Source organism: Bacillus sp. SW14 (genome assembly GCF_047608225.1).
Lineage (GTDB): Bacteria > Bacillota > Bacilli > Bacillales > Bacillaceae > Bacillus > Bacillus subtilis_G.
Window position 1 is genome coordinate 2,300,426 of record NZ_JBLKRW010000001.1, and the last position, 19,185, is coordinate 2,319,610.

22 protein-coding genes are annotated in these 19,185 nt (G+C 41.5%); 9 read left to right on the forward strand and 13 right to left on the reverse strand.

Translation table 11 applies throughout. The features are described 5' to 3' along the window. Positions 1-404: 404 nt before the first annotated feature. From ACMX2I_RS12105 to ACMX2I_RS12115, 3 genes are all read right to left on the reverse strand, one after another. The gene (locus tag ACMX2I_RS12105) at positions 405-671 is read right to left on the reverse strand and encodes a YnfE family protein (RefSeq protein WP_414957070.1); all 267 of its coding nucleotides are present in this window, start codon (positions 669-671) and stop codon (positions 405-407) included. A gap of 74 nt (positions 672-745) precedes the next feature. Further along, a complete protein-coding gene (locus ACMX2I_RS12110; RefSeq protein WP_414957071.1) occupies positions 746-2,245 on the reverse strand; it encodes a cellulase family glycosylhydrolase in 1,500 nt (499 codons plus the stop codon). Between the two features lie 326 nt (positions 2,246-2,571). Next, complete coding sequence (locus ACMX2I_RS12115; RefSeq protein WP_148961703.1) at positions 2,572-3,969, reverse strand: alanine/glycine:cation symporter family protein; 1,398 nt, start codon at positions 3,967-3,969, stop codon at positions 2,572-2,574. A gap of 479 nt (positions 3,970-4,448) precedes the next feature. Here ACMX2I_RS12115 and ACMX2I_RS12120 point away from each other — a divergent pair, with 479 nt between their 5' ends. Both ACMX2I_RS12120 and ACMX2I_RS12125 read left to right on the forward strand, forming a co-directional pair. Beyond that, positions 4,449-4,802, forward strand: a complete 354-nt coding sequence (locus ACMX2I_RS12120) for a hypothetical protein (protein ID WP_414957072.1) — start codon at positions 4,449-4,451, stop codon at positions 4,800-4,802. 25 nt (positions 4,803-4,827) lie between these two features. After that, the gene (locus tag ACMX2I_RS12125) at positions 4,828-4,953 is read left to right on the forward strand and encodes a hypothetical protein (RefSeq protein WP_333517449.1); all 126 of its coding nucleotides are present in this window, start codon (positions 4,828-4,830) and stop codon (positions 4,951-4,953) included. A 48-nt stretch (positions 4,954-5,001) separates the two neighbouring features. Here the strand turns inward: ACMX2I_RS12125 and parC are convergent, their stop codons facing one another. From parC to ACMX2I_RS12140, 3 genes are all read right to left on the reverse strand, one after another. Then, entirely contained in the window at positions 5,002-7,422 is a 2,421-nt protein-coding gene (gene parC, locus ACMX2I_RS12130; RefSeq protein WP_414957073.1) for a DNA topoisomerase IV subunit A, read from the reverse strand. Between the two features lie 3 nt (positions 7,423-7,425). After that, entirely contained in the window at positions 7,426-9,393 is a 1,968-nt protein-coding gene (gene parE, locus ACMX2I_RS12135; RefSeq protein ID WP_087991414.1) for a DNA topoisomerase IV subunit B, read from the reverse strand. Positions 9,394-9,790: 397 nt separating this feature from the next. Beyond that, on the reverse strand, positions 9,791-10,198 hold the full coding sequence (locus ACMX2I_RS12140) for a CoA-binding protein (RefSeq protein WP_087991415.1): 408 nt from the start codon (positions 10,196-10,198) through the stop codon (positions 9,791-9,793). A gap of 168 nt (positions 10,199-10,366) precedes the next feature. Between ACMX2I_RS12140 and plsY the strand changes: the two genes are divergently transcribed. Together plsY and ACMX2I_RS12150 are read left to right on the forward strand one after the other, a co-directional pair. Beyond that, complete coding sequence (gene plsY / locus ACMX2I_RS12145; RefSeq protein WP_087991416.1) at positions 10,367-10,948, forward strand: glycerol-3-phosphate 1-O-acyltransferase PlsY; 582 nt, start codon at positions 10,367-10,369, stop codon at positions 10,946-10,948. Positions 10,949-11,035: 87 nt separating this feature from the next. Then, positions 11,036-11,323 (forward strand): HesB/YadR/YfhF family protein, encoded by a 288-nt coding sequence (locus ACMX2I_RS12150; RefSeq protein ID WP_017696514.1) that lies wholly within the window; start codon positions 11,036-11,038, stop codon positions 11,321-11,323. A gap of 32 nt (positions 11,324-11,355) precedes the next feature. On the opposite strand, the gene ACMX2I_RS12155 is transcribed toward ACMX2I_RS12150, so the two are convergent. The 7 genes from ACMX2I_RS12155 to acnA form a co-directional block, all read right to left on the reverse strand. Next, entirely contained in the window at positions 11,356-11,655 is a 300-nt protein-coding gene (locus ACMX2I_RS12155; RefSeq protein ID WP_087991418.1) for a hypothetical protein, read from the reverse strand. A gap of 15 nt (positions 11,656-11,670) precedes the next feature. Continuing rightward, entirely contained in the window at positions 11,671-12,087 is a 417-nt protein-coding gene (locus ACMX2I_RS12160; protein ID WP_289347427.1) for a YbgC/FadM family acyl-CoA thioesterase, read from the reverse strand. An 83-nt stretch (positions 12,088-12,170) separates the two neighbouring features. After that, on the reverse strand, positions 12,171-12,422 hold the full coding sequence (gene tlp, locus ACMX2I_RS12165; protein WP_087991420.1) for a small acid-soluble spore protein Tlp: 252 nt from the start codon (positions 12,420-12,422) through the stop codon (positions 12,171-12,173). Positions 12,423-12,458: 36 nt separating this feature from the next. Then, entirely contained in the window at positions 12,459-12,605 is a 147-nt protein-coding gene (locus ACMX2I_RS12170) for an acid-soluble spore protein N (protein WP_010328560.1), read from the reverse strand. Positions 12,606-12,668: 63 nt separating this feature from the next. Beyond that, complete coding sequence (locus ACMX2I_RS12175; RefSeq protein ID WP_003244964.1) at positions 12,669-12,794, reverse strand: FbpB family small basic protein; 126 nt, start codon at positions 12,792-12,794, stop codon at positions 12,669-12,671. Positions 12,795-12,872: 78 nt separating this feature from the next. Further along, positions 12,873-13,385: a redoxin domain-containing protein gene (locus tag ACMX2I_RS12180; protein ID WP_414957074.1), complete on the reverse strand. Its 513-nt coding sequence runs from the start codon at positions 13,383-13,385 to the stop codon at positions 12,873-12,875. A 71-nt stretch (positions 13,386-13,456) separates the two neighbouring features. Beyond that, positions 13,457-16,186: an aconitate hydratase AcnA gene (acnA, locus tag ACMX2I_RS12185; protein WP_202327631.1), complete on the reverse strand. Its 2,730-nt coding sequence runs from the start codon at positions 16,184-16,186 to the stop codon at positions 13,457-13,459. 226 nt (positions 16,187-16,412) lie between these two features. Here acnA and sspO point away from each other — a divergent pair, with 226 nt between their 5' ends. The 5 genes from sspO (at position 16,413) to ACMX2I_RS12210 (ending at position 19,134) form a co-directional block, all read left to right on the forward strand. Further along, a complete protein-coding gene (gene sspO, locus ACMX2I_RS12190) occupies positions 16,413-16,559 on the forward strand; it encodes an acid-soluble spore protein SspO (RefSeq protein ID WP_003244839.1) in 147 nt (48 codons plus the stop codon). Positions 16,560-16,590: 31 nt separating this feature from the next. Next, positions 16,591-16,737 carry a small acid-soluble spore protein P gene (locus ACMX2I_RS12195; protein ID WP_414957075.1) on the forward strand — a complete coding sequence of 49 codons (147 nt, stop codon included), beginning with the start codon at positions 16,591-16,593 and terminating at the stop codon, positions 16,735-16,737. A gap of 80 nt (positions 16,738-16,817) precedes the next feature. Then, positions 16,818-17,210 carry an outer spore coat protein CotM gene (gene cotM / locus ACMX2I_RS12200; RefSeq protein ID WP_414957076.1) on the forward strand — a complete coding sequence of 131 codons (393 nt, stop codon included), beginning with the start codon at positions 16,818-16,820 and terminating at the stop codon, positions 17,208-17,210. A gap of 232 nt (positions 17,211-17,442) precedes the next feature. Continuing rightward, positions 17,443-17,871, forward strand: coding sequence for a DUF2621 domain-containing protein (locus ACMX2I_RS12205; protein ID WP_414957077.1), 429 nt, complete (start codon positions 17,443-17,445; stop codon positions 17,869-17,871). Between the two features lie 112 nt (positions 17,872-17,983). Beyond that, a protein-coding gene (locus tag ACMX2I_RS12210; RefSeq protein ID WP_414957078.1) for an IS3 family transposase occupies positions 17,984-19,134 on the forward strand; the annotation gives its coding sequence in 2 pieces (ribosomal slippage) (positions 17,984-18,257 and positions 18,257-19,134; 1,152 coding nt in all). Positions 19,135-19,185 lie beyond the last annotated feature (51 nt).

Genomic DNA, 19,185 nt, shown 5'->3' on the forward strand with positions numbered 1-19,185 from the left:
AAAAACTTTTATAATAATTATTTTAAAAAAACACTTGAGAAAAATGAAAGGAATGAATGAGACAAATTAAAATACTCAAACTGAAAAACCTTTATGACCTATGACCAATTTAATTTATTAAGGACGTAGAGGTTTTTTAATATTACACTACAAAAAGGGGTCTTTCCAAAGTCAATCCTTTGTTTGTGAGTCAGACAAATTAAAAATGGATCGAGATATATTATTTATAAATTCTACCTCGGAATGAGTGCGAGAAGAAAGTAAGTGAACGCTGTCTGTTTTCATTTTATTAGTTTACATAATATATATTCTAGGAAGTAAACAAAATAAATCATTTCCCGTCTCAATATCAAAGTATACTTAAGTTGGTGAGACAGAAAATGAAATTTTACGCTTCTTAAAACTCAATCATAAAATGGTGTTGTTAATTCATAATAAACGGCTTCTAAATCTTCCAGCGTCATATCGCCATATGCACATTTAATAGCTGAATCAGCAAATTCATCGTAGTCATAATCCGTAGAAAAACGTTGCTGCAGCTGTGTCTCGTAAGGTTCGATCTGTTCTTTTTGATTTTGAATATCTTTTTCCTTATCTGGATAGTCCGGGCCGTTTATCACATCATTCATATGTTTGAACAGCACCATATACTGTTTCAATATGTCATCCACAACGTAATCCTCCTTGTTTTGCTGTTTAAGATGCTAAAAACGGACATCAGTGCTGATGCCCGCCAAAAGCTGAACTATTTTGGCTCTGTTCCCCAAATCAGTTTTCCGTGATTATATAATGTGATTTTTTTCGTTGTTTTAAACGTATTTGATTGAAAAAAGGAATAATCCCCGCTTTGTGCGTAATTGCTCCAGTCATCATTATGAAAACGAAGCTGAATATCCCCTGTGCTTGCTCCGGTTGACAGCGTTCCGGTTTTAAATCCAAGTTCCAGATAGGTATCTGCGCCTTTCTTAGGTTTATGCAACGTCACAAACTTGTGGGTCACATTGCCGCATCCGATCTGCGCGTAGTCACAGTCAAAGTTTTGACCTTTGTTTTTCGCGTTATACCAGTAACGGACAGTGACATCTTTTAAATCAACCGTGGAGTTGCCGTTATTTTTGATGTGAAGCTGCGGGCGGATCTGGTTTCCGTTCACACTTCCATCCCCTGCTCTGGATTCCACAGAGATGCTCTTTTCCTGTGTAGGTTGATCTTGAACCGGCGTTTCAGGGCTGTCCTTCGTCGAATCTTTGGTACCGAGAATGCTTTCTCTTACAAATGTTCCTGAAGACGATAAATCTGACAACGGCCAGCCGCCTGTTTTAGATGCTCCCGGCTTTAAAGCTGAAGACGATTCCTGCTTATCAGAAAGATTCCAGTTGACCCAGCTGATGTTCTTGCTGTCGAGATAATTCAGCCATTCCCGTGACTGGTCAAGGAATACTCCGCCATTTCCGGAAGCATCGCTTGTCCCCCATTCCGTCACAAAAATAGGCGCTCCTTTGCTGAGGGCATAGTTTGCCTTATCCCGTAAAAACTGGCCATGTGTGCCGGCATAAAAATGAAGCGCGTACATGATATTGTTATCCGCAAGCTGATCATCGGCAGCATCATTCACATCCTGGCTCCATGTACCGGTACCGACAATGATGATGTTGTCGGGATCGTTTTTCCGGATAACGGAAGTTACTTCTTCCGCATACGGTTTAATATCACGCTTCCAGTTCACATCGCCGTTTGGTTCATTCGCAATTTCATAGATAACGTTTGGCGTGTTTCCGTAAAGGCTTGACATTTCCTTGAAGAATTCTTTTGCCTTCTCTTTATTTTGATTTGGGTTGCCGTCATTTAAGATATGCCAGTCGATGATGACATATATCCCAAGCTCTTTTGCCGCTTCAACCGCTTCTTTTACTTTGTTTTTCACAGACGGATTATCAATATAACCGCCGTCTGCCGTATACATTGCCGCTCGGAAAACCGTAATGCCCCAATCGTCTCTCAGCCATTTTAAGGTGTCTTTATTGACAAAATCGCCAAACCATTGCAATCCGTGTGAACTGATCCCCTTCAACTGCACCGTTTTGCCATCTTGATTGACTAGCTGTGTGCCTTTTATGCTAAGCTGGCCATTTATGGATACCGGCGTCTTTGCCCCTGCTGCAGATGTTTCTGGAGCCGCCAAGCCGCCGGTCACTAGTAATGCAATGAATAAACATACGGTTAAGATAGAGACTGAACGTTTCATATATGATATTCTTCCTCCTTCAAATCAATATGTAAAAAATATGCCTAGTAACTCACCGCTCTCCTCCCTTTCGCTTTTTTACCACGAACTCATTGTAAAAAGCTTTCTTATGTTTGTCTATCAACCTAATTTCTTGTTTTTAGCCGGCTTAAAAGCCTGTCTAATTTCTCTTTTTGTGTTGTTTCAGATACAAGCTGATACATGTGGATCAAAGATAAAAGTGTATAATCAGGACTTTACACATCATTATTTTATCAAATCAAAATATTCCGCTTCTTTTCGGCAAATAAAAAGCTGCATTCATTGAAGTGAATGCAGCCGTGTTTTTATGCTTCTTGTTTCTCATCTTCCCAAGTTTCAGTGTTTTTAAGACCCGGGATGTTTTTCGATTTAAATACAGGGTCAAGTCCTTGTTTACGCTGATTCGCGTAATCTTTATACACTTTGTAAGCTACGTTTGACAAGAGCGTTATCACAATTAAGTTAATCAACGCCATAATCCCCATAAAGAGATCCGCCATATCCCAAACAATCTGGAAGCCTGCTACACACCCAAAGACAACCATAGCAATAACCGCGATACGGTAAATGTTCAGCCATGTTTTGCTTGTTTTAATAAATTCAATGTTTGTCTCGCCATAATAGTAGTTTCCGACAACTGAACTAAAGGCGAACAAGAACATTGCGATAGCTATGAAACTAGGAGCCCAGCCTCCAATATGGTGGCTCAGAGCAGCCTGTGTAACCTGGATGCCGTCACCTTTTGGTGTTACACTGTACAGTAAAATGATAAACGCTGTAGACGTACATACGATAAATGTATCGAAAAACACGCCTAATGTCTGAATAAAGCCCTGCTTTGCCGGATGTGAAACATGAGCAGTAGCAGCAGCGTTTGGCGCGCTACCCATTCCTGCTTCGTTAGAGAAAAGTCCGCGCTGTGCACCAATGACGATGATCGCTCCCAGTCCTCCGCCGACAACTTGTTCAATTCCTAAAGCGTTTTTAACAATGATCGCAATAACGCTTGGGAATGCAGAAATATTTGTGAATACAACATAAAGAGCAATGAGAATATAAAGCCCAGCCATGACTGGAACAATCAATTGTGTCACAGCGACAACACGTTTTAAACCACCGAAGATAATAAAGGCCGTTAAAACAGCAAGAACAATGGCCACAACTATTTTATTCACATGAAAAGCGCCTTCTAACGCTCCTGCAATTGTATTGGATTGAACAGCGTTAAAAATTAAACCGAATGATACGGTAATTAAGACAGCGAATACGATGCCGAGCCATCTGACACCAAGGCCTTTTTGAATATAGTAGGCCGGTCCGCCGCGGAAATCGTCTCCGTCCTTCACTTTATAAAGCTGGGCTAACGTGCTCTCAACAAAGCTTGAAGCCATACCTACAGCAGCTACAACCCACATCCAAAAGACAGCGCCCGGTCCGCCTGTCGCAATTGCTAAGGCAACACCCGTCAAATTCCCTGTACCGACTCGGGATGCGGCTGAAATAAAGAATGCCTGCATAGATGAAACGCCTTTATTTCCGTCAGGCTTCTCTCCCACTATTCTGAACATTTCAATAAAATAACGGAATTGGATAAAACCAAAACGAAGTGTAAAAAATAACCCAAGTCCTACTAAAATATAAAATAAATATTTCCAGATAAAAGCACTTGGAATATTGATTAAGCTGTTGAAAAAAGACTCCATATTGACCTCCCGTATTCATCAATTCATAGTAATTTCAAATTTGATGTTAGATTTTTTAACATGATAAGTCTTATTATATCACAATATGTCGAATTAGGAAGTTTTTTCGTGAAGATTATTGTCCTAGATTGATACTCCCTCCTTCGGTCCTCCTCTCTATTATTTTCCTATGAATAAAAAATTACTTCTTATAAGCTTCACTAAAAATCGTATTTCTTTTGAAAAGTAAGAATTTCTCTGATAAATAAAGACATAAATCCTAAACAACAAACATATCATTTAAAATATGTTTTTATTCACGTCTCAGACCGGGTATACATACACTAATAAATGAAGTTTCTCTTTCAAAAATAAGTAAAAAGATATATACTTAACAAAGTGAACTTTATTTTTAAATTTAATAAATCAGGTTTACTTTCGGGATGGGTTAGGGTATTATTATAAAAATATTCAGTAATATTAAAGGAGGGGGAGATCATTTGAAAAAAGTAACGATACTGAAAGCGTCCATCTTATTCTTGGCGATTGCCAGTTTTCATTTGTTCTCAATTCCCCACGCCTTTGATATCGGCCATCATTATAAAGCCGTAGCCGACCAGCAGGAATTACATGAGATGAAAGCCGGCCAAAATGCTGATGATGAGAAGAAATCCATCACAGGGGCATTTGCGCTGACTGCTTTATGGACAATGGCTGTTCGGCTTCTGACCGCTGAAAGCAAAGATACGGGATACTCCCGCAGGCGCCAGCGGAAAAAAAGCTTTATACTGGCCAAATTTTATCAATCGTCTTATTTCGGCAAACTTCATGTTCAACATCACCCGATTATATAACGAAAATATGAGGAGGCTGTTAAACATGTTGTTTATCTTAAGAATGGTGATTATAGGCTTATTTTCTTTCACAGCGCTGAATTTATTTGTATGGCAAGGAATCGAATTTGTTCATGCCTTTACAGATCTTTTCACCAGCCATGAAAGCTAATTGAAAAACAAACGAAACCCGCTCGCATAATGTGAGCGGGTTTTTATATTATTGCTCTGTTTGAAGGCGCCAAACAGCTGTGACCTTGCCTGATTCCTCTTCATCAATAAAGAAAGAGCCATTGCTGTATCTGTCGTTTGTCCGCAAGTCTTTTGCCTGCAGTTCTTTTCTGTCGCCTTTTTCTGTTTCCGCCATAAGTCGTTGATCAAGACGACAAGCGAACACCGATACGACACGGTGAGGATTTTTCTTCAGTTCCCTTAGCATCACGACACCGCGTTTTGCACGGGACGTTTTTTCAAACTCGGCGAGACTCATGCGTTTTACCGCTCCCCGCTGTGTGAACAATACAATTGAATCAGATTCTTGAAGGATCTCTCCGGAGACCACAAAGTCATCTTCTTTTAAGTTAATCCCTTTGACACCTGCCGCACGCGCACCAACTACATTTACTTCGTCCTCTCCAAACCATAGGCCGTATCCAAGGTGAGTGGCCATAAAGATCTGGCTTTCCCCATTTGTCACATGTACATCGATCAGTTCATCTTCACCCTTCAAATTTAATGCCACGAGCGCTTTAGAATAACGCTGTGCTTTATAATGGGTGAGCTCTGTCTTTTTCACCATTCCGTTTTTCGTAAAGAACAATAGATACGCTGCTGGATCAAATTCTTTTATCGATATGGCCTTTACAATCGTTTCATCACCATCAATGCTAATCACATTTGAAAAATGCTGGCCCATGTCCTTCCATCTGATATCAGGCAGCTGGTGAACCGGGCAATAGATATAGCTTCCTTTGTTCGTAAAGAGCAGCAGCACATCTGTCGTATTCATTTCAAACTGATGCAGTATCCTATCCGTATCTTTCATTCCGAAATCCTGACCGTTGGAAGCGGCATATGAGCGCTGGCTCGTCCGTTTTAAGTAACCATCCTTCGTAACGGTCACATATACATCTTCAGAGGCAACCATGACTTCAAGGTTAATCTTAATTTCCTCAATTTTTTCTTCAATCACAGAGCGTCTTGTGTCTGCATATTTCTTTTTCAGTGCTTTTAAGCTGTTTGTGATCACTTTTAACAGCTTTTTATCATTGCTCAGAATGGATTCGAGCTCTTCAATTTTTTCATCTAGCTCTTCAGCCTCTTCCTTCAGCGCTGTGATATCTGTATTGGTTAAACGGTATAGCTGCAATGATACGATCGCTTCAGCCTGTGGCTCTGTAAATTCATATTTCGCTATCAAATTGTTTTTAGCGTCACGTTTGTCGCTTGAAGAACGGATTGTTGCAATGACTTCATCCAAAATGGACAAAGCTTTCATGAGACCTTCTACGATGTGATGCCTGTCTTTTGCTTTTTGAAGCTCGTAAACGGAACGGTTTGTGACGACTTCTTTTTGGTGGCCGATATATGCATCTAAAATAGCCGGCAGACTCATCAGCATCGGACGGCGGTTATGAATGGCCACCATATTAAAGTTATATGTGATCTGCAAATCGGTATTTTTATATAAGAAATTCAAAATGCCTTTGGCATCCGCTTCTTTTTTCAGTTCAATAACCACTCTCAGCCCTGTTCGGTCCGTTTCATCGCGAACCTCTGAGATGCCCTCAACCTTTTTATCAATGCGGAACTCGTCCATTTTTTTCACAAGGTTGGCTTTGTTTACTTCATAAGGAATTTCAGTAATGACAATTTGTTCACGTCCGCCTCTGATTCCTTCTATTTCAGCTTTTCCGCGGATAATGATTTTTCCTTTTCCGGTTTCGTAAGCTTTTCTTATGCCGTCAACACCTTGAATCACACCGCCTGTCGGAAAATCAGGCCCTTTTATGACTTCCATGAGTTCATCAACAGAACAAGATGGCGTTTGGATGCGTTTAATAACTGCATCAATGACTTCTCCGAGATGATGAGGGGGAATGTCAGTCGCATATCCCGCTGATATCCCGGTAGATCCGTTGACCAATAGGTTAGGGAACATCGCCGGGAGTACGACAGGCTCCTTGCTTGTATCATCGAAGTTCGGAACGAACTCAACCGTATTTTTGTCAATATCCCGCAGAAGCTCAGATGCGATCGGAGATAATCGCGCCTCTGTATAACGCATGGCTGCCGGAGGATCTCCGTCGATGCTTCCGTTGTTTCCATGCATTTCGATCAACACATTTCGCACTTTCCAATCCTGGCTCATCCGCACCATTGCTTCATAAACCGAACTGTCACCGTGCGGATGATAGTTACCGATGACGTTACCGACCGTTTTGGCCGCTTTTCTGAAGTTTTTATCAAACGTGTTTCCATCTGTATGCATCGCATACAGAATTCTGCGCTGTACCGGCTTTAAGCCGTCTCTTGCATCAGGAAGCGCCCTGTCTTGAATAATATATTTACTATAGCGCCCAAAACGGTCCCCGATCACCTCTTCTAATGGTAAATCATGAAATAATTCTGGCTGTGACAATCATTAAACCTCCTCAGCGACCGATAAGTTTTCATTTTCTAAAATATTGCTTTCTTCATCTAAGCCGAAAGCGACGTTTTTCTCAATCCACTTTCTGCGCGGCTCCACTTTGTCTCCCATTAACGTCGTAACACGTCTCTCTACGCGTGCCGCATCGTCGATTTTGACCCTTACAAGCGTACGGGACTCCGGATTCATCGTCGTCTCCCACAGCTGGTCTGCGTTCATCTCTCCAAGTCCCTTATATCGCTGAATGGTATAGCCTTTGCCGACTTTTTTCAGGACATCATCCATCTCTTCATCAGACCATGCATATTCAATGATTTCCTTTTTCCCGCTTCCTTTGCTGACCTTATATAAAGGAGGCAGTGCAATGAACACCTTGCCATGCTCAATGAGCGGTTTCATATAGCGATAGAAAAAAGTGAGAAGCAGCACTTGAATATGAGCGCCGTCAGTATCGGCATCGGTCATAATGATGATTTTGTCGTAGTTGATATCATCGACTGAGAAATCCGCTCCGACTCCGCCGCCGATCGCATGAATGATCGTATTGATCTCTTCATTTTTAAAGATATCAGCAAGTTTCGCTTTTTCCGTATTAATGACTTTACCGCGTAAAGGCAGAACCGCTTGGAATCTGCGGTCTCTTCCCTGCTTGGCTGATCCGCCTGCAGAATCGCCCTCAACGAGATACAATTCATTTTTTGCCGGGTTTCTTGAACCGGCGGGCGTCAGCTTTCCGCTTAATGTCGCTTCAGATTTTTTGCGTTTTTTGCCGCTTCTTGCTTCTTCACGGGCTTTGCGTGCCGCTTCGCGTGCCTGACTCGCTTTGATTGCTTTTTTCACAAGGAGCGTTGCGGTATCCCGGTTTTCCTCTAAAAAATAAGCAAGCTGCTCTGAAACAATCGCATCAACTGCTGATCTCGCTTCGCTTGTACCGAGCTTTCCTTTTGTTTGTCCTTCAAACTGAAGAAGCTCTTCGGGAATGCGAACAGAGATAATGGCTGAAAGCCCTTCCCTTATATCAGTGCCTTCAAGGTTCTTATCCTTTTCTTTCAGCAAAGCCACTTTTCTCGCATATTCATTAAAAGCGCGTGTCATCGCTGTTTTTGCACCTGACTCATGAGTACCGCCGTCTTTTGTTCTGACGTTATTAACAAATGACAGAATGTTTTCAGAATAGCCGTCATTAAACTGGAACGCAAAGTCCACTTCTATTGAATGATGCTCGCCCTCAAACGAGACCACTTCAGACAAGACGTCTTTTTCCTCATTTAAGTAAGCGACAAATGCTTCTATGCCGTTCTCGTAATAAAAGACCTCCTGCTGGTCATTCCGCTCATCAATCAGCTCAATTTTTAATCCTTTTAACAAAAACGCAGATTCTCTTAATCGTTCAGAAAGCGTTTCAAAATTATAAGTTGTTGCACTGAACATCGTTGGATCTGGCTTAAAGTGCGTAAGCGTTCCTGTCTTTTTTGTTTTGCCGATCTTCTCGAGGGATGTAACCGGTTTTCCTCCATTTTCAAACCGCTGCTGATAAATGAAACCGTCCCGCTCAATGGTAACCGTCAGCCATTCAGATAAAGCATTTACGACTGATGCACCAACTCCGTGCAGCCCTCCGCTTGTCTTATAACCGCCTTGGCCGAACTTTCCTCCGGCATGAAGCACCGTTAAAATCACTTCAGGGGTTGGTTTGCCGAGCTTATGCATTCCGGTCGGCATGCCGCGGCCTCTATCCTGTACAGAAATACTGTTGTCTTTATGTATTTTGACGATAATGTGATCTCCATGGCCGGCAAGCACCTCGTCGACAGAGTTATCTACAATTTCATAAACCAAGTGGTGCAAGCCCCGCGCGTCAGTAGAACCAATATACATACCCGGCCTTTTCCTGACGGCCTCAAGGCCTTCGAGCACCTGAATGGCATCTTCGTTGTAATCAAATTGCTGTTTTCTAGCCAAACGTACAAACCCCTTTCAAAAACTAACATTGTCTTTCTCTTTTTTCAGTAATGCGCATCAATTGTAAAAAGTATTTTTTATAAACCTCGCCTTAAGGCGGTACTGCCTTGGACTCCCCATTATAACCAATATGTTTGTGATCGCAACATAAAGCTAACGAATCAGTTCACAAAACATCGGGCAAAGTGCTGTTTTTACGAAATGAGAACGTATGTTTGTTTATTATATATAAAGCAGCAGACCTTCGCAAATCGAACGGCCGAAACCCAGCTGGACAAGGTGTTCAAAAAAAGCTGTTCAAGCTTTATTGTATCTGTTTCACCGTAATACGCAAACAATATCTTAAAATTAAAAAGCAAAAATCCTTGAATTCACAAGGATTTTTGCGGTTCTGCATCTATTTTGTTACTGCGTGCGCCACTTTTATACACAGATCCATGATAACCGTTCTGTCTTTTTCCTTTAGCATCTTGTAAGCTTCTTCGTTGACCAGCCCTTGCTGTGCCCAAAATACTGGAGCATCTGTCTCCAAAAACTCTTCCGCAACGCCTGGCAGCTGTTCTGAGCGCCGGAATACATTGACAATGTCAACTGGGCCGTCAATCTCTTTTAAAGATGAAACGGCTTTGACACCCAGAGCTTCATCAATTGTAGGATTGACGGGAATGATATCATAGCCCGCATCCTGCATCGCTTTTGAAACCATATGTGACGTTCTATCCGGCCGGTCCGAAAGCCCCACTACCGCTATTCGCTTGCTTCTATCAAGAATCTCTTTCAATTCCGCTTTGGAAGGGTTTTGCATTCTGTACCACTCCTTTTTCATCTATTTTACACGATCAAAATGAAAGAAATCAAAATATGGTGCACATTTGTGTGGATTTGTAAGCAAACTTTACAAAAAACTTGTCATCAGATCATGACATCTCATGTTAAAATAGAAAGAAGGGACTTTGAAAAAGGAGAAATGTAGATGTTTATTGCTTTATTGATTATTTTGGCCTACCTGATAGGCAGCATTCCATCTGGCTTAATCGTGGGCAAGCTTGCCAAGGGAATTGATATTCGGGAACACGGAAGCGGCAACCTAGGCGCAACCAACGCGTTCCGTACGCTGGGCGTAAAAGCTGGTTCCGTCGTCATAGCCGGAGATATTTTGAAAGGGACGTTGGCAACTGCATTGCCTTACCTCATGCATGTTGATATTCATCCGCTTCTTATAGGAGTCTTTGCAGTTTTAGGCCATGTGTTTCCTATATTCGCCAAATTTAAAGGCGGTAAAGCCGTGGCAACGTCTGGAGGCGTTTTGCTATTTTACGCACCTCTGTTATTTATCACGATGATCGCGGTATTTTTCATCTTTTTATACTTGACTAAATTTGTTTCCCTGTCATCGATGTTAACGGGGATCTATACTGTTATATATAGTCTCTTTGTCCATGATAGGTATTTATTGATTGTTGTTGCCCTGCTCACTATTTTTGTGATATACAGACACCGGGCGAACATTAAACGAATTATCAATAAAACAGAACCTAAAGTGAAATGGTTATAAACGTAAAAACCTTCTCTTTTGACACAGAATAGCCTAATACGTTTATAATAGAGAAAATTCAAATGAAGTACAAAGGGGTGTTCTGTTATGAATATGACAATTAACGAAGACGCACTGAACTGGTATAAAGAAGAGCTGGATTTAGAAAGCGGAGATCAGGTTCGCTTTTTCGTCCGCTACGGCGGCTGTAGCAACGTTCAAAAGGGATTTTCCCTCGGTGTGGCGAAAGATGCCCCGCAAGAGGCTGGAGCCACTGCAGAAGCCGACGGCATTACCTTCTTTATTGAAGAAAGTGATCTATGGTACTTCGATAACCATGACCTTCTAGTCAGCTATTCAGAGGATGCTGATGAACCTGTTTTTGAATATCAATAAAAAAGGAACGCACGTTATGTGCGTTCCTTTTTTTACAAATGAAATCTTTTAAGATGATCGGTCAGGTTCTCTTGTTCCAAAATATATTTTTGTGTCTTACCCAAGAGATCAAAGTGAGGAAATTCACTTTTCTTATGTATCCATTCTTTTTTTAAACCGTACGCCGCTCCCCATTGAATCAGTTTATCAATATCTGCACAGCCGGCTTTTGTCACGGTCTTTGCTTCTGGAAACCGGTCATCCAGCCAGTAATGGGTTAAAAATGCAATGTCTCCTCTTTTCACTGCTTGTTTCCACCGGTTGAGTTCTTCCCGTTTCACTCCAAACGCCATATCTCGTTCACTTCCCTATTTTTTGGCCTTTTCATATGCTGCGTGCCAATTAGGGAAAGCTTTGCGGAACTGAATAGGCTTAAAGCTTTCTTTATCCACACAAATATGAGATGAGGTGGCTTCGATGGAAAGCTCGCCGGCCGGATTATAAATATGATAACCATAGACGGTTTTAAAGCCGTTGTAGTCCTCTATCCATGTATGCACAACCGCGGTTTCTCCATAATGAAGCGGCTTTTTATAGGATATATTGATATCAACGACTGGTGAGAGGACGCCTCTCTTTTCCATATCACTGTATAAAAAGCCTAAATCCTTTATGAGGGCCGTTCTGCCGACCTCCATCCACACAAGATAATTTGCGTGATAGACAATCCCCATTTGATCTGTCTCTGCATAACGCACTTCTATTTCTTTTTTTGATACCTGCAAAATTATTCTGCTCCCTTAACGTCAATTTAGCCCCATTTTACCATAATCAAATCAGAAAGAAAAAAACCAGGTTTCCCTGGTTTTTAAGAGCGGTATCCGTTTTGTCTCGCTTCGGATTCGTCTTGAATTTCATTGCGAAACGCTTCGATACTCTGTTCGCGTCTAGCATTTTTTTCTTTGATGTGTTGCTTATCTTCTCCTGAAGCAAACTCCATTGATGCTTCTGCTTCTTCCATGTTTTCAATTGTATTTTGAACCATATCCTGCAGCTTTTCTACGTTATCAGAACGATCATCAGGATTAGGGTGCTGGTATTGTTTATGGTTATTTGTCATTTGGATGGACCTCCTAGAAATATACTCAATTTTGCGCTACTCACCTTTTGTCTGCATGATGATCGGCTGCTGTCCGGACTTATCCTGCATTTTTTCCCCTTTATTGGCTCTATATTTTACAGGCTTCGTACCCAAGTGGCTTGGAGCAAATTGAGGCTGACCGTTTTTCTTGTTGTTTCCCATGTTTATCCCCCCTCAACAGATAGGATTCTCAAAAGGAGGGGTAAACATGAATACAAATTTAAGTTATTTTTGCTTAAATCGCTGTTCAAGCTTTTCCTCAAGCTGATTTAAATACTCTGTATTGGTCATCAGCTCTTTTTTATTTTCCATGACGAGCTCATGAAAAGAACGTTTTCTCATCTTCTTCACTCTTCTCACCTCCGCATATTCATTTATTTTTTCCAATTCTGAAAATTTGTAAGCATTCAGAACATAAAAAAACTGAATCTAATCAAGATCCAGTTTTTGTTCCATTTCTTTTTTTGTCATGGTGCCGATATGTATATCTTGAATAACGCCTTTTTCATCTAAGATATACGTCGTTGGGTATGACATCACGTTATAGTCAGCATTAATCCCTTTTTTATCAATCAGGATAGGAAACGTTAATTCATACGTATCAGCAAACGCCTGAACCTGTTTCACACTTTTCTCAGCTGAAGTGAAATTAACAGCAACAACCGCAAGTTCGTCTGCGTATTCTTTTTGCAGCTGTTCCATCGCTGGCATTTCCTGTCGGCACGGTTTACACCAAGTTGCCCAAAAATTGAGGAGGACTTTTTTGCCTTTTCTGTCTTGTAAGGAACTTTTCTCTCCCGATAGCGTTTTCAAAGTGAATTCTGGAGCTTGCTGTCCCTCTTCTATTCCCACTTCTTTTTTGCTGTATGTTTGATACAAATTCCATCCCATATAGCTGGCAAGCATAATAAGCAGGATCCCTGCGAGCCATTTTTTCATCATATGCCACCTCCGCAGCACACTTTGTCATAAAAAGAAGAGAAAGCGAAATGCCTTCTCTTCCTATCAATTCATCAGGACTGCTTCATTTTATCGCGAAGCACCATTTGCAGGATGCCGCCATGGCGATAGTAATCAATTTCAACTTCACTATCAAAGCGGACAAGTGCTTCAAATGTTTTTACATTTCCGTCTTCATCAATTGCTCTTACTGTAACGATATCACGAGGGCGTACGCTTTCATCAACATCTACCTCGATCACTTCTTTACCGGTTAAGCCGAGTGTTTCTGCGTTTTCACCTTGTTTAAATTGAAGCGGCAGCACACCCATAAATACAAGGTTGCTTCTGTGAATTCTCTCAAAGCTCTCAGCAATGACCGTTCTGATGCCGAGAAGGTTTGTTCCTTTTGCAGCCCAGTCACGTGAAGATCCCATACCGTAGTCTTTTCCAGCTAATACAACAAGGCCGGTTTTATCTTCTTTATATTTCATGCACGCATCGTAAATTGATGTTACTTCACCAGTCGGCCAGTACGTTGTAAATCCGCCTTCTGTACCCGGCGCGATTTGGTTTTTGATGCGGATGTTGGCAAATGTTCCTCTCATCATGACTTCATGGTTTCCGCGGCGGGAGCCGTAGGAGTTAAAGTCCCGAGGAGAAACCCCTTTCTCTTGCAAGTACTTACCGGCAGGCGTGTCTTTTCCGATTGCTCCTGCAGGAGAAATATGGTCCGTTGTGACTGAATCGCCGAATTTACCGACAACACGCAAACCTTTTAGTGGTTCAACCTTGCCTGGTTCAACAGACATTTCTTCGAAGAATGGCGGATTCTGAATGTAGGTTGACTCATTATCCCATTTATATAACGCTTCATCTGTCGTTTCAATCTCGTTCCAGCGCTTGTTGTCGTCAAATACCGTTTCATACTCTTTGCGGAAGAGCTCAGGCGTAACAGTTTGCTTAACAAGTGAATTAATTTCATCCATTGACGGCCAAATATCGTTAAAGTAAACGTTTTGACCATCTTTGCCTACACCGATCGGATCGGTTTTCAGGTTAATGTTCACCGTTCCAGCCAGCGCGTATGCCACAACAAGCGGCGGTGAAGCAAGATAGTTGCCTTTAACAAGCGGGTGAATACGTCCTTCAAAGTTACGGTTTCCGGAAAGGACAGACGTAATCAGCAGATCATTTTTCGCAACCGCTTCTTCGATTTCTGGTGAAAGCGGTCCTGAGTTTCCGATACATGTTGTACATCCGTACCCAACGAGGTTAAAACCAAGCTCTTTCATGTATGGAAGAAGGCCAGAATTCACAAGATATCCTGTGACGACTTTAGAACCCGGTGCAAGTGACGTTTTCACGTAATTAGGCACCTCAAGTCCTAATTCAACCGCTTTTTTCGCTACGAGTCCGGCACCGATCAGAACGTACGGGTTCGATGTATTCGTACAGCTTGTAATCGCAGCAATGGCTATCGCACCCGTTTTCATCACTGTTTCTTCGCCATTAAGGAGTTTAAAATTAATTTCTTTATCTTCTTCTTCAGCATTTAAACCGAATCCTTGGTTACCCGCAGGGCTGACTAAATGTTTTTTGAACGTTTCCTGCATAGCAGAAAGCGGGATTAAATCCTGAGGGCGTTTTGGACCTGATAAGTTTGCTTCAATTTGAGTCAAGTCAATTTCAACCACATCAGTAAATTGAGGGTCTTCAACATCAGGAGTGTAGAACAAGCCATTGCTTCTGCAGTATGCTTCGACAACATCAATATGTTCAGGATCACGGCCTGTCAGACGCATGTAGTTGAGCGCTTCTTCATCTACTGGGAAGAATCCGCATGTAGCGCCGTACTCCGGAGCCATGTTCGCAATTGTTGCACGGTCCGCAAGCGGCAATTCAGCAATTCCCGGTCCGAAGAATTCAACAAACTTGCCGACAACGCCTTTTTCACGCAGCACCTGAGTCACTTTTAACGCCAAGTCAGTAGCGGTTGTTCCGTTTGGAAGCTTGCCGACAAGTTTCGCGCCGATTACCTCAGGAACAGGGAAATAAGAAGGCTGTCCAAGCATTCCTGCTTCAGCTTCAATTCCGCCGACACCCCATCCGAGAACACCGATTCCGTTAATCATTGTTGTATGTGAATCTGTTCCGACAAGCGTATCAGGATACGTGACAAGCTCGCCGTCTTCTTCAATGGCATGGACGACACTTGCCAGGAACTCAAGGTTTACCTGGTGCACGATACCTGTTGCAGGCGGCACTGCCTGATAGTTATTAAACGCTTTCTTTGCCCAGCTCAAAAATTTATAGCGCTCTGCATTTCTTTCGAATTCCAAGTCCATATTAATAGCTAACGCATCTTCTGTTCCTGCTTTATCAACCTGAACAGAGTGGTCGATAACGAGATCAACAGGAATTTCAGGATTAATTTTATCAGGATCTCCGCCGACAGCTGCCATAGCTTTACGCAGTGAAGCAAGGTCTACTACTGCCGGAACCCCTGTGAAGTCTTGTAAAATAACACGAGATGGTTTGAACGGAACATCGATTTCCTTTAATTCGGCAGTTCCCCATTTTGCCAAATTTTCCACATGCTCTTGTTTGATCACGAATCCGTCAACTTGACGCAATACTGATTCTAAAAGAACTTTGATGGAATAAGGAAGCTTCGAAACCTTCCCGACCCCTGCATCTTCCAATGCTTTTAAAGAGTAGTAATGATAGGTTTTCCCATTTGTAGTAAACGTTTTTCTCGCTTGGAAAACGTCTTTTGCTGCAGTTTTTTGCTCGTTTGCCATTCTCCAAAATCCCCCTTCAGATCAGATCATTCTCAGATGAACGTAAATCCCATCACAATTTTCTCACAATTTCATATTAAAACAAAATCATACATAAGTAAATATCAATGTTTTTATTAAATACAATAAGTTCGGCTTATCAGACAAACGTACCGGTAATTATTGCTGTTTATGATCTCTCATAGAACGAAACAAAAGAAGCCATATTATGATGGAGGTGATAATGATGGTCAAACGAAAAGCGAATCACGTCATTAACGGCATGAATGACGCAAAAAGCCAAGGCAAAGGCGCAGGTTATATCGAAAACGACCAGCTTGTACTGACTGAAGCGGAACGCCAAAATAATAAAAAAAGAAAAACCAATCAATAACATCGAACTCTTTTAAGGAGGTTCTCATTTTATGACCAATAAAAATACTAGTAAAGATATGCATAAAAACGCCCCTAAAGGACACAATCCGGGCCAGCCGGAGCCTCTCAGCGGAAGCAAAAAAGTGAAAAACCGGAACCACACAAGACAAAAGTACAATTCAAGCCACGATATGTAAGAAAAGCAGACCTCAGTGTCTGTTTTTTTATACGTTCACCCATTTCTGATCCGCCGCATATGATGTCAAGCAAGGTTGATATGTGGAGGAATGCTTCCATGACTCATTCTAAACGTAATGACGCTAATGATTTCGATGGTATGGATGAATGGTTTCGGCAATTCTTTGAAGATCCCTTCGCCTGGTACGACGAAACATTGCCTATTGATTTATATGAAACAAGTCAGCAGTATATTATTGAAGCGGATCTGACTTTTTTACAGCCGACACAAGTAACGGTTACCCTGTCTGGATGCGAGTTCATCTTAACGGTCAAATCGTCAGGACAGACTTTTGAAAAACAAATGATGCTTCCTTTTTATTTAAATGACAAAATCATTCAAACCGAATGCGAAAACCAACTACTCACAGTTGCCGTCAATAAAGAAACAGAAAATGATTCTTCTTTTTCTATTCAATTTCCTCTTAGCTAAAATGAAAAGTCACTTTCATCCCCTATTATGAAAGTGACTTTTTTCCGTCCATTTATCGTCAAATGCCCTCTAGTGATTCTCCCATGGCCAAATAGCAGATTCACTATACAATAGATTATGATCTACTATCTCTTTTGACTAGACGTCTATCACTTTTTTTCTATTCTTTTTTTACTGTGTTCTTCTAATCTCTCTTCGTATACAATATGGTTAGAATAAGGGGGAATGATCGATGCTGGAAGGCTGGTTTTTGTGGTTTATTCTGTTTTGGGTGATCACGATGATTGTCTTATTATCAATCGGCGGTTTTTTTATGTTTCGAAAGTTTTTAAAGCGTTTACCAAAAGAAGACGGCAGGTCAGAGCTGGATTGGCAGGATTACTATATCGAAAAGAGCAGGCATTTGTGGTGCAATGAAAACAAACAATTCCTTAATGAATTGGTATCTCCGGTTCCGGAGCTGTTCAGAGATGCAGCAAAAGCCAAAATCGCGGGTAAAATCGGTGAGCTTGCATTAAAAGAAAAGGTATCAAAGATTGATCAGCAGCTTATGATCAGAGGCTATATTCTCGCAACTCCTAAAAGAGATCATACCTTCTTAAAAAGGCATCTCAGAGACAAAAAAATCGATCTCGAACCATATCAAACCCTTCTTAAATAAAAAACCTTTCCTGACAGGGGACTGACCCCATAAGATGAGACAAATAAAAAACACCTTCAAGTTTGAAAACGGATGATTGTTATCCGACATTAGACTTGGAGGTGTTTTTTCTATGGGGACAAGAGTGAGTTATCCGCTTGAAGTGAAACAGAAGGCTGTAGACATGAGATTGGCAGGCGTACCTATGAAAGAGATCATGCAGGAGTTGAATATCAAAAATAATACGCAGATTAAGACATGGGTCAGATGGTATAAGGCTGGTGATACACATCGATTTGAACAGCCTGTTGGTAAGCAATACACTTATGGAAAAGGTCCGGAGTATTCTTCCGAATTAGAGAAACTGCAGGCAGAGAATCGTTACCTGAGACAACAGAATGAAGTTTTAAAAAAGTACAACGAATTGGAAAGGAAGTTGATAGCCAAACGTCAGTCGAACTTGTAGAAGTATTGCACCGATCAATGACCGTACAAGATATCTGTTTTCATTTAGGTATCTCCCGAGCGTCTTATTATCGTTGGAAGAAGAATCTGACGAAGGATCAACCTAAACAGCATTTAGAAAGACAAATCGGCATGTTGTGCCGAGAGCACAAGTATCGATATGGATATCGAAAAATTACAGCTATATTAAAAAAGGGAATGTGTATTAACCATAAAACGGTTCAGCGTATTATGCAGAAAAATCAGTGGCAGTGCCGGGTTAAGGTGAAAAAGCGCAAGAAGAATGGGCAGCCATATGCCGTGGTCGATAATATATTAGATCGGAACTTTCAGTCTGATCATCCTCTTGAAAAACTAGTAACGGACATCACGTATTTGCCTTATGGACAGAAGCAATTGTACCTTTCCAGTATATTGGATGTATACAATGGAGAAGTGATTGCTTTTACGATTGGAGATAAGCAGGACACAGACTTTGTCTTACACACACTTGATCAACTGCCAACACTGCCTGAGAACTGCGTGTTACATAGTGACCAAGGATCTGTGTATACATCTTACGAGTATCAGAAAGCTGTTAAAACAAAAGGCATTACCATGAGCATGTCCCGCAAAGGGACACCCGCTGATAATGCCTCCATCGAATCGTTTCATTCCTCACTAAAGTCTGAAACGTTCTATCTTAACAGCATTGATCGAACCACGACCGCCATCGTAGAACGCACTGTCAAAGAATACATTTATTATTATAACAACATTCGTATTCAAACGAAACTAAACAACCAATCACCGATAAACTATCGGCAATTGGCTGTTTAAAAGGTGTTTTGATCCCTGTCTCAAAAACGGGGGTCAGTCCCACAGGAGGAA

Bases quoted from the DNA above. Each gene is read 5' to 3' on its own strand.
- ACMX2I_RS12110 (WP_414957071.1), bottom strand. From the start codon at position 2,245: ATGAAACGTTCAGTCTCTATCTTAACCGTATGTTTATTCATTGCATTA.
- ACMX2I_RS12115 (WP_148961703.1), bottom strand. From the start codon at position 3,969: ATGGAGTCTTTTTTCAACAGCTTAATCAATATTCCAAGTGCTTTTATC.
- ACMX2I_RS12125 (WP_333517449.1), top strand. From the start codon at position 4,828: ATGTTGTTTATCTTAAGAATGGTGATTATAGGCTTATTTTCTTTCACA.
- ACMX2I_RS12140 (WP_087991415.1), bottom strand. From the start codon at position 10,198: ATGCAAAACCCTTCCAAAGCGGAATTGAAAGAGATTCTTGATAGAAGC.
- plsY (WP_087991416.1), top strand. From the start codon at position 10,367: ATGTTTATTGCTTTATTGATTATTTTGGCCTACCTGATAGGCAGCATT.
- ACMX2I_RS12150 (WP_017696514.1), top strand. From the start codon at position 11,036: ATGAATATGACAATTAACGAAGACGCACTGAACTGGTATAAAGAAGAG.
- ACMX2I_RS12155 (WP_087991418.1), bottom strand. From the start codon at position 11,655: ATGGCGTTTGGAGTGAAACGGGAAGAACTCAACCGGTGGAAACAAGCA.
- tlp (WP_087991420.1), bottom strand. From the start codon at position 12,422: ATGACAAATAACCATAAACAATACCAGCACCCTAATCCTGATGATCGT.
- ACMX2I_RS12170 (WP_010328560.1), bottom strand. From the start codon at position 12,605: ATGGGAAACAACAAGAAAAACGGTCAGCCTCAATTTGCTCCAAGCCAC.
- ACMX2I_RS12180 (WP_414957074.1), bottom strand. From the start codon at position 13,385: ATGATGAAAAAATGGCTCGCAGGGATCCTGCTTATTATGCTTGCCAGC.
- acnA (WP_202327631.1), bottom strand. From the start codon at position 16,186: ATGGCAAACGAGCAAAAAACTGCAGCAAAAGACGTTTTCCAAGCGAGA.
- sspO (WP_003244839.1), top strand. From the start codon at position 16,413: ATGGTCAAACGAAAAGCGAATCACGTCATTAACGGCATGAATGACGCA.
- ACMX2I_RS12195 (WP_414957075.1), top strand. From the start codon at position 16,591: ATGACCAATAAAAATACTAGTAAAGATATGCATAAAAACGCCCCTAAA.
- cotM (WP_414957076.1), top strand. From the start codon at position 16,818: ATGTGGAGGAATGCTTCCATGACTCATTCTAAACGTAATGACGCTAAT.
- ACMX2I_RS12205 (WP_414957077.1), top strand. From the start codon at position 17,443: ATGCTGGAAGGCTGGTTTTTGTGGTTTATTCTGTTTTGGGTGATCACG.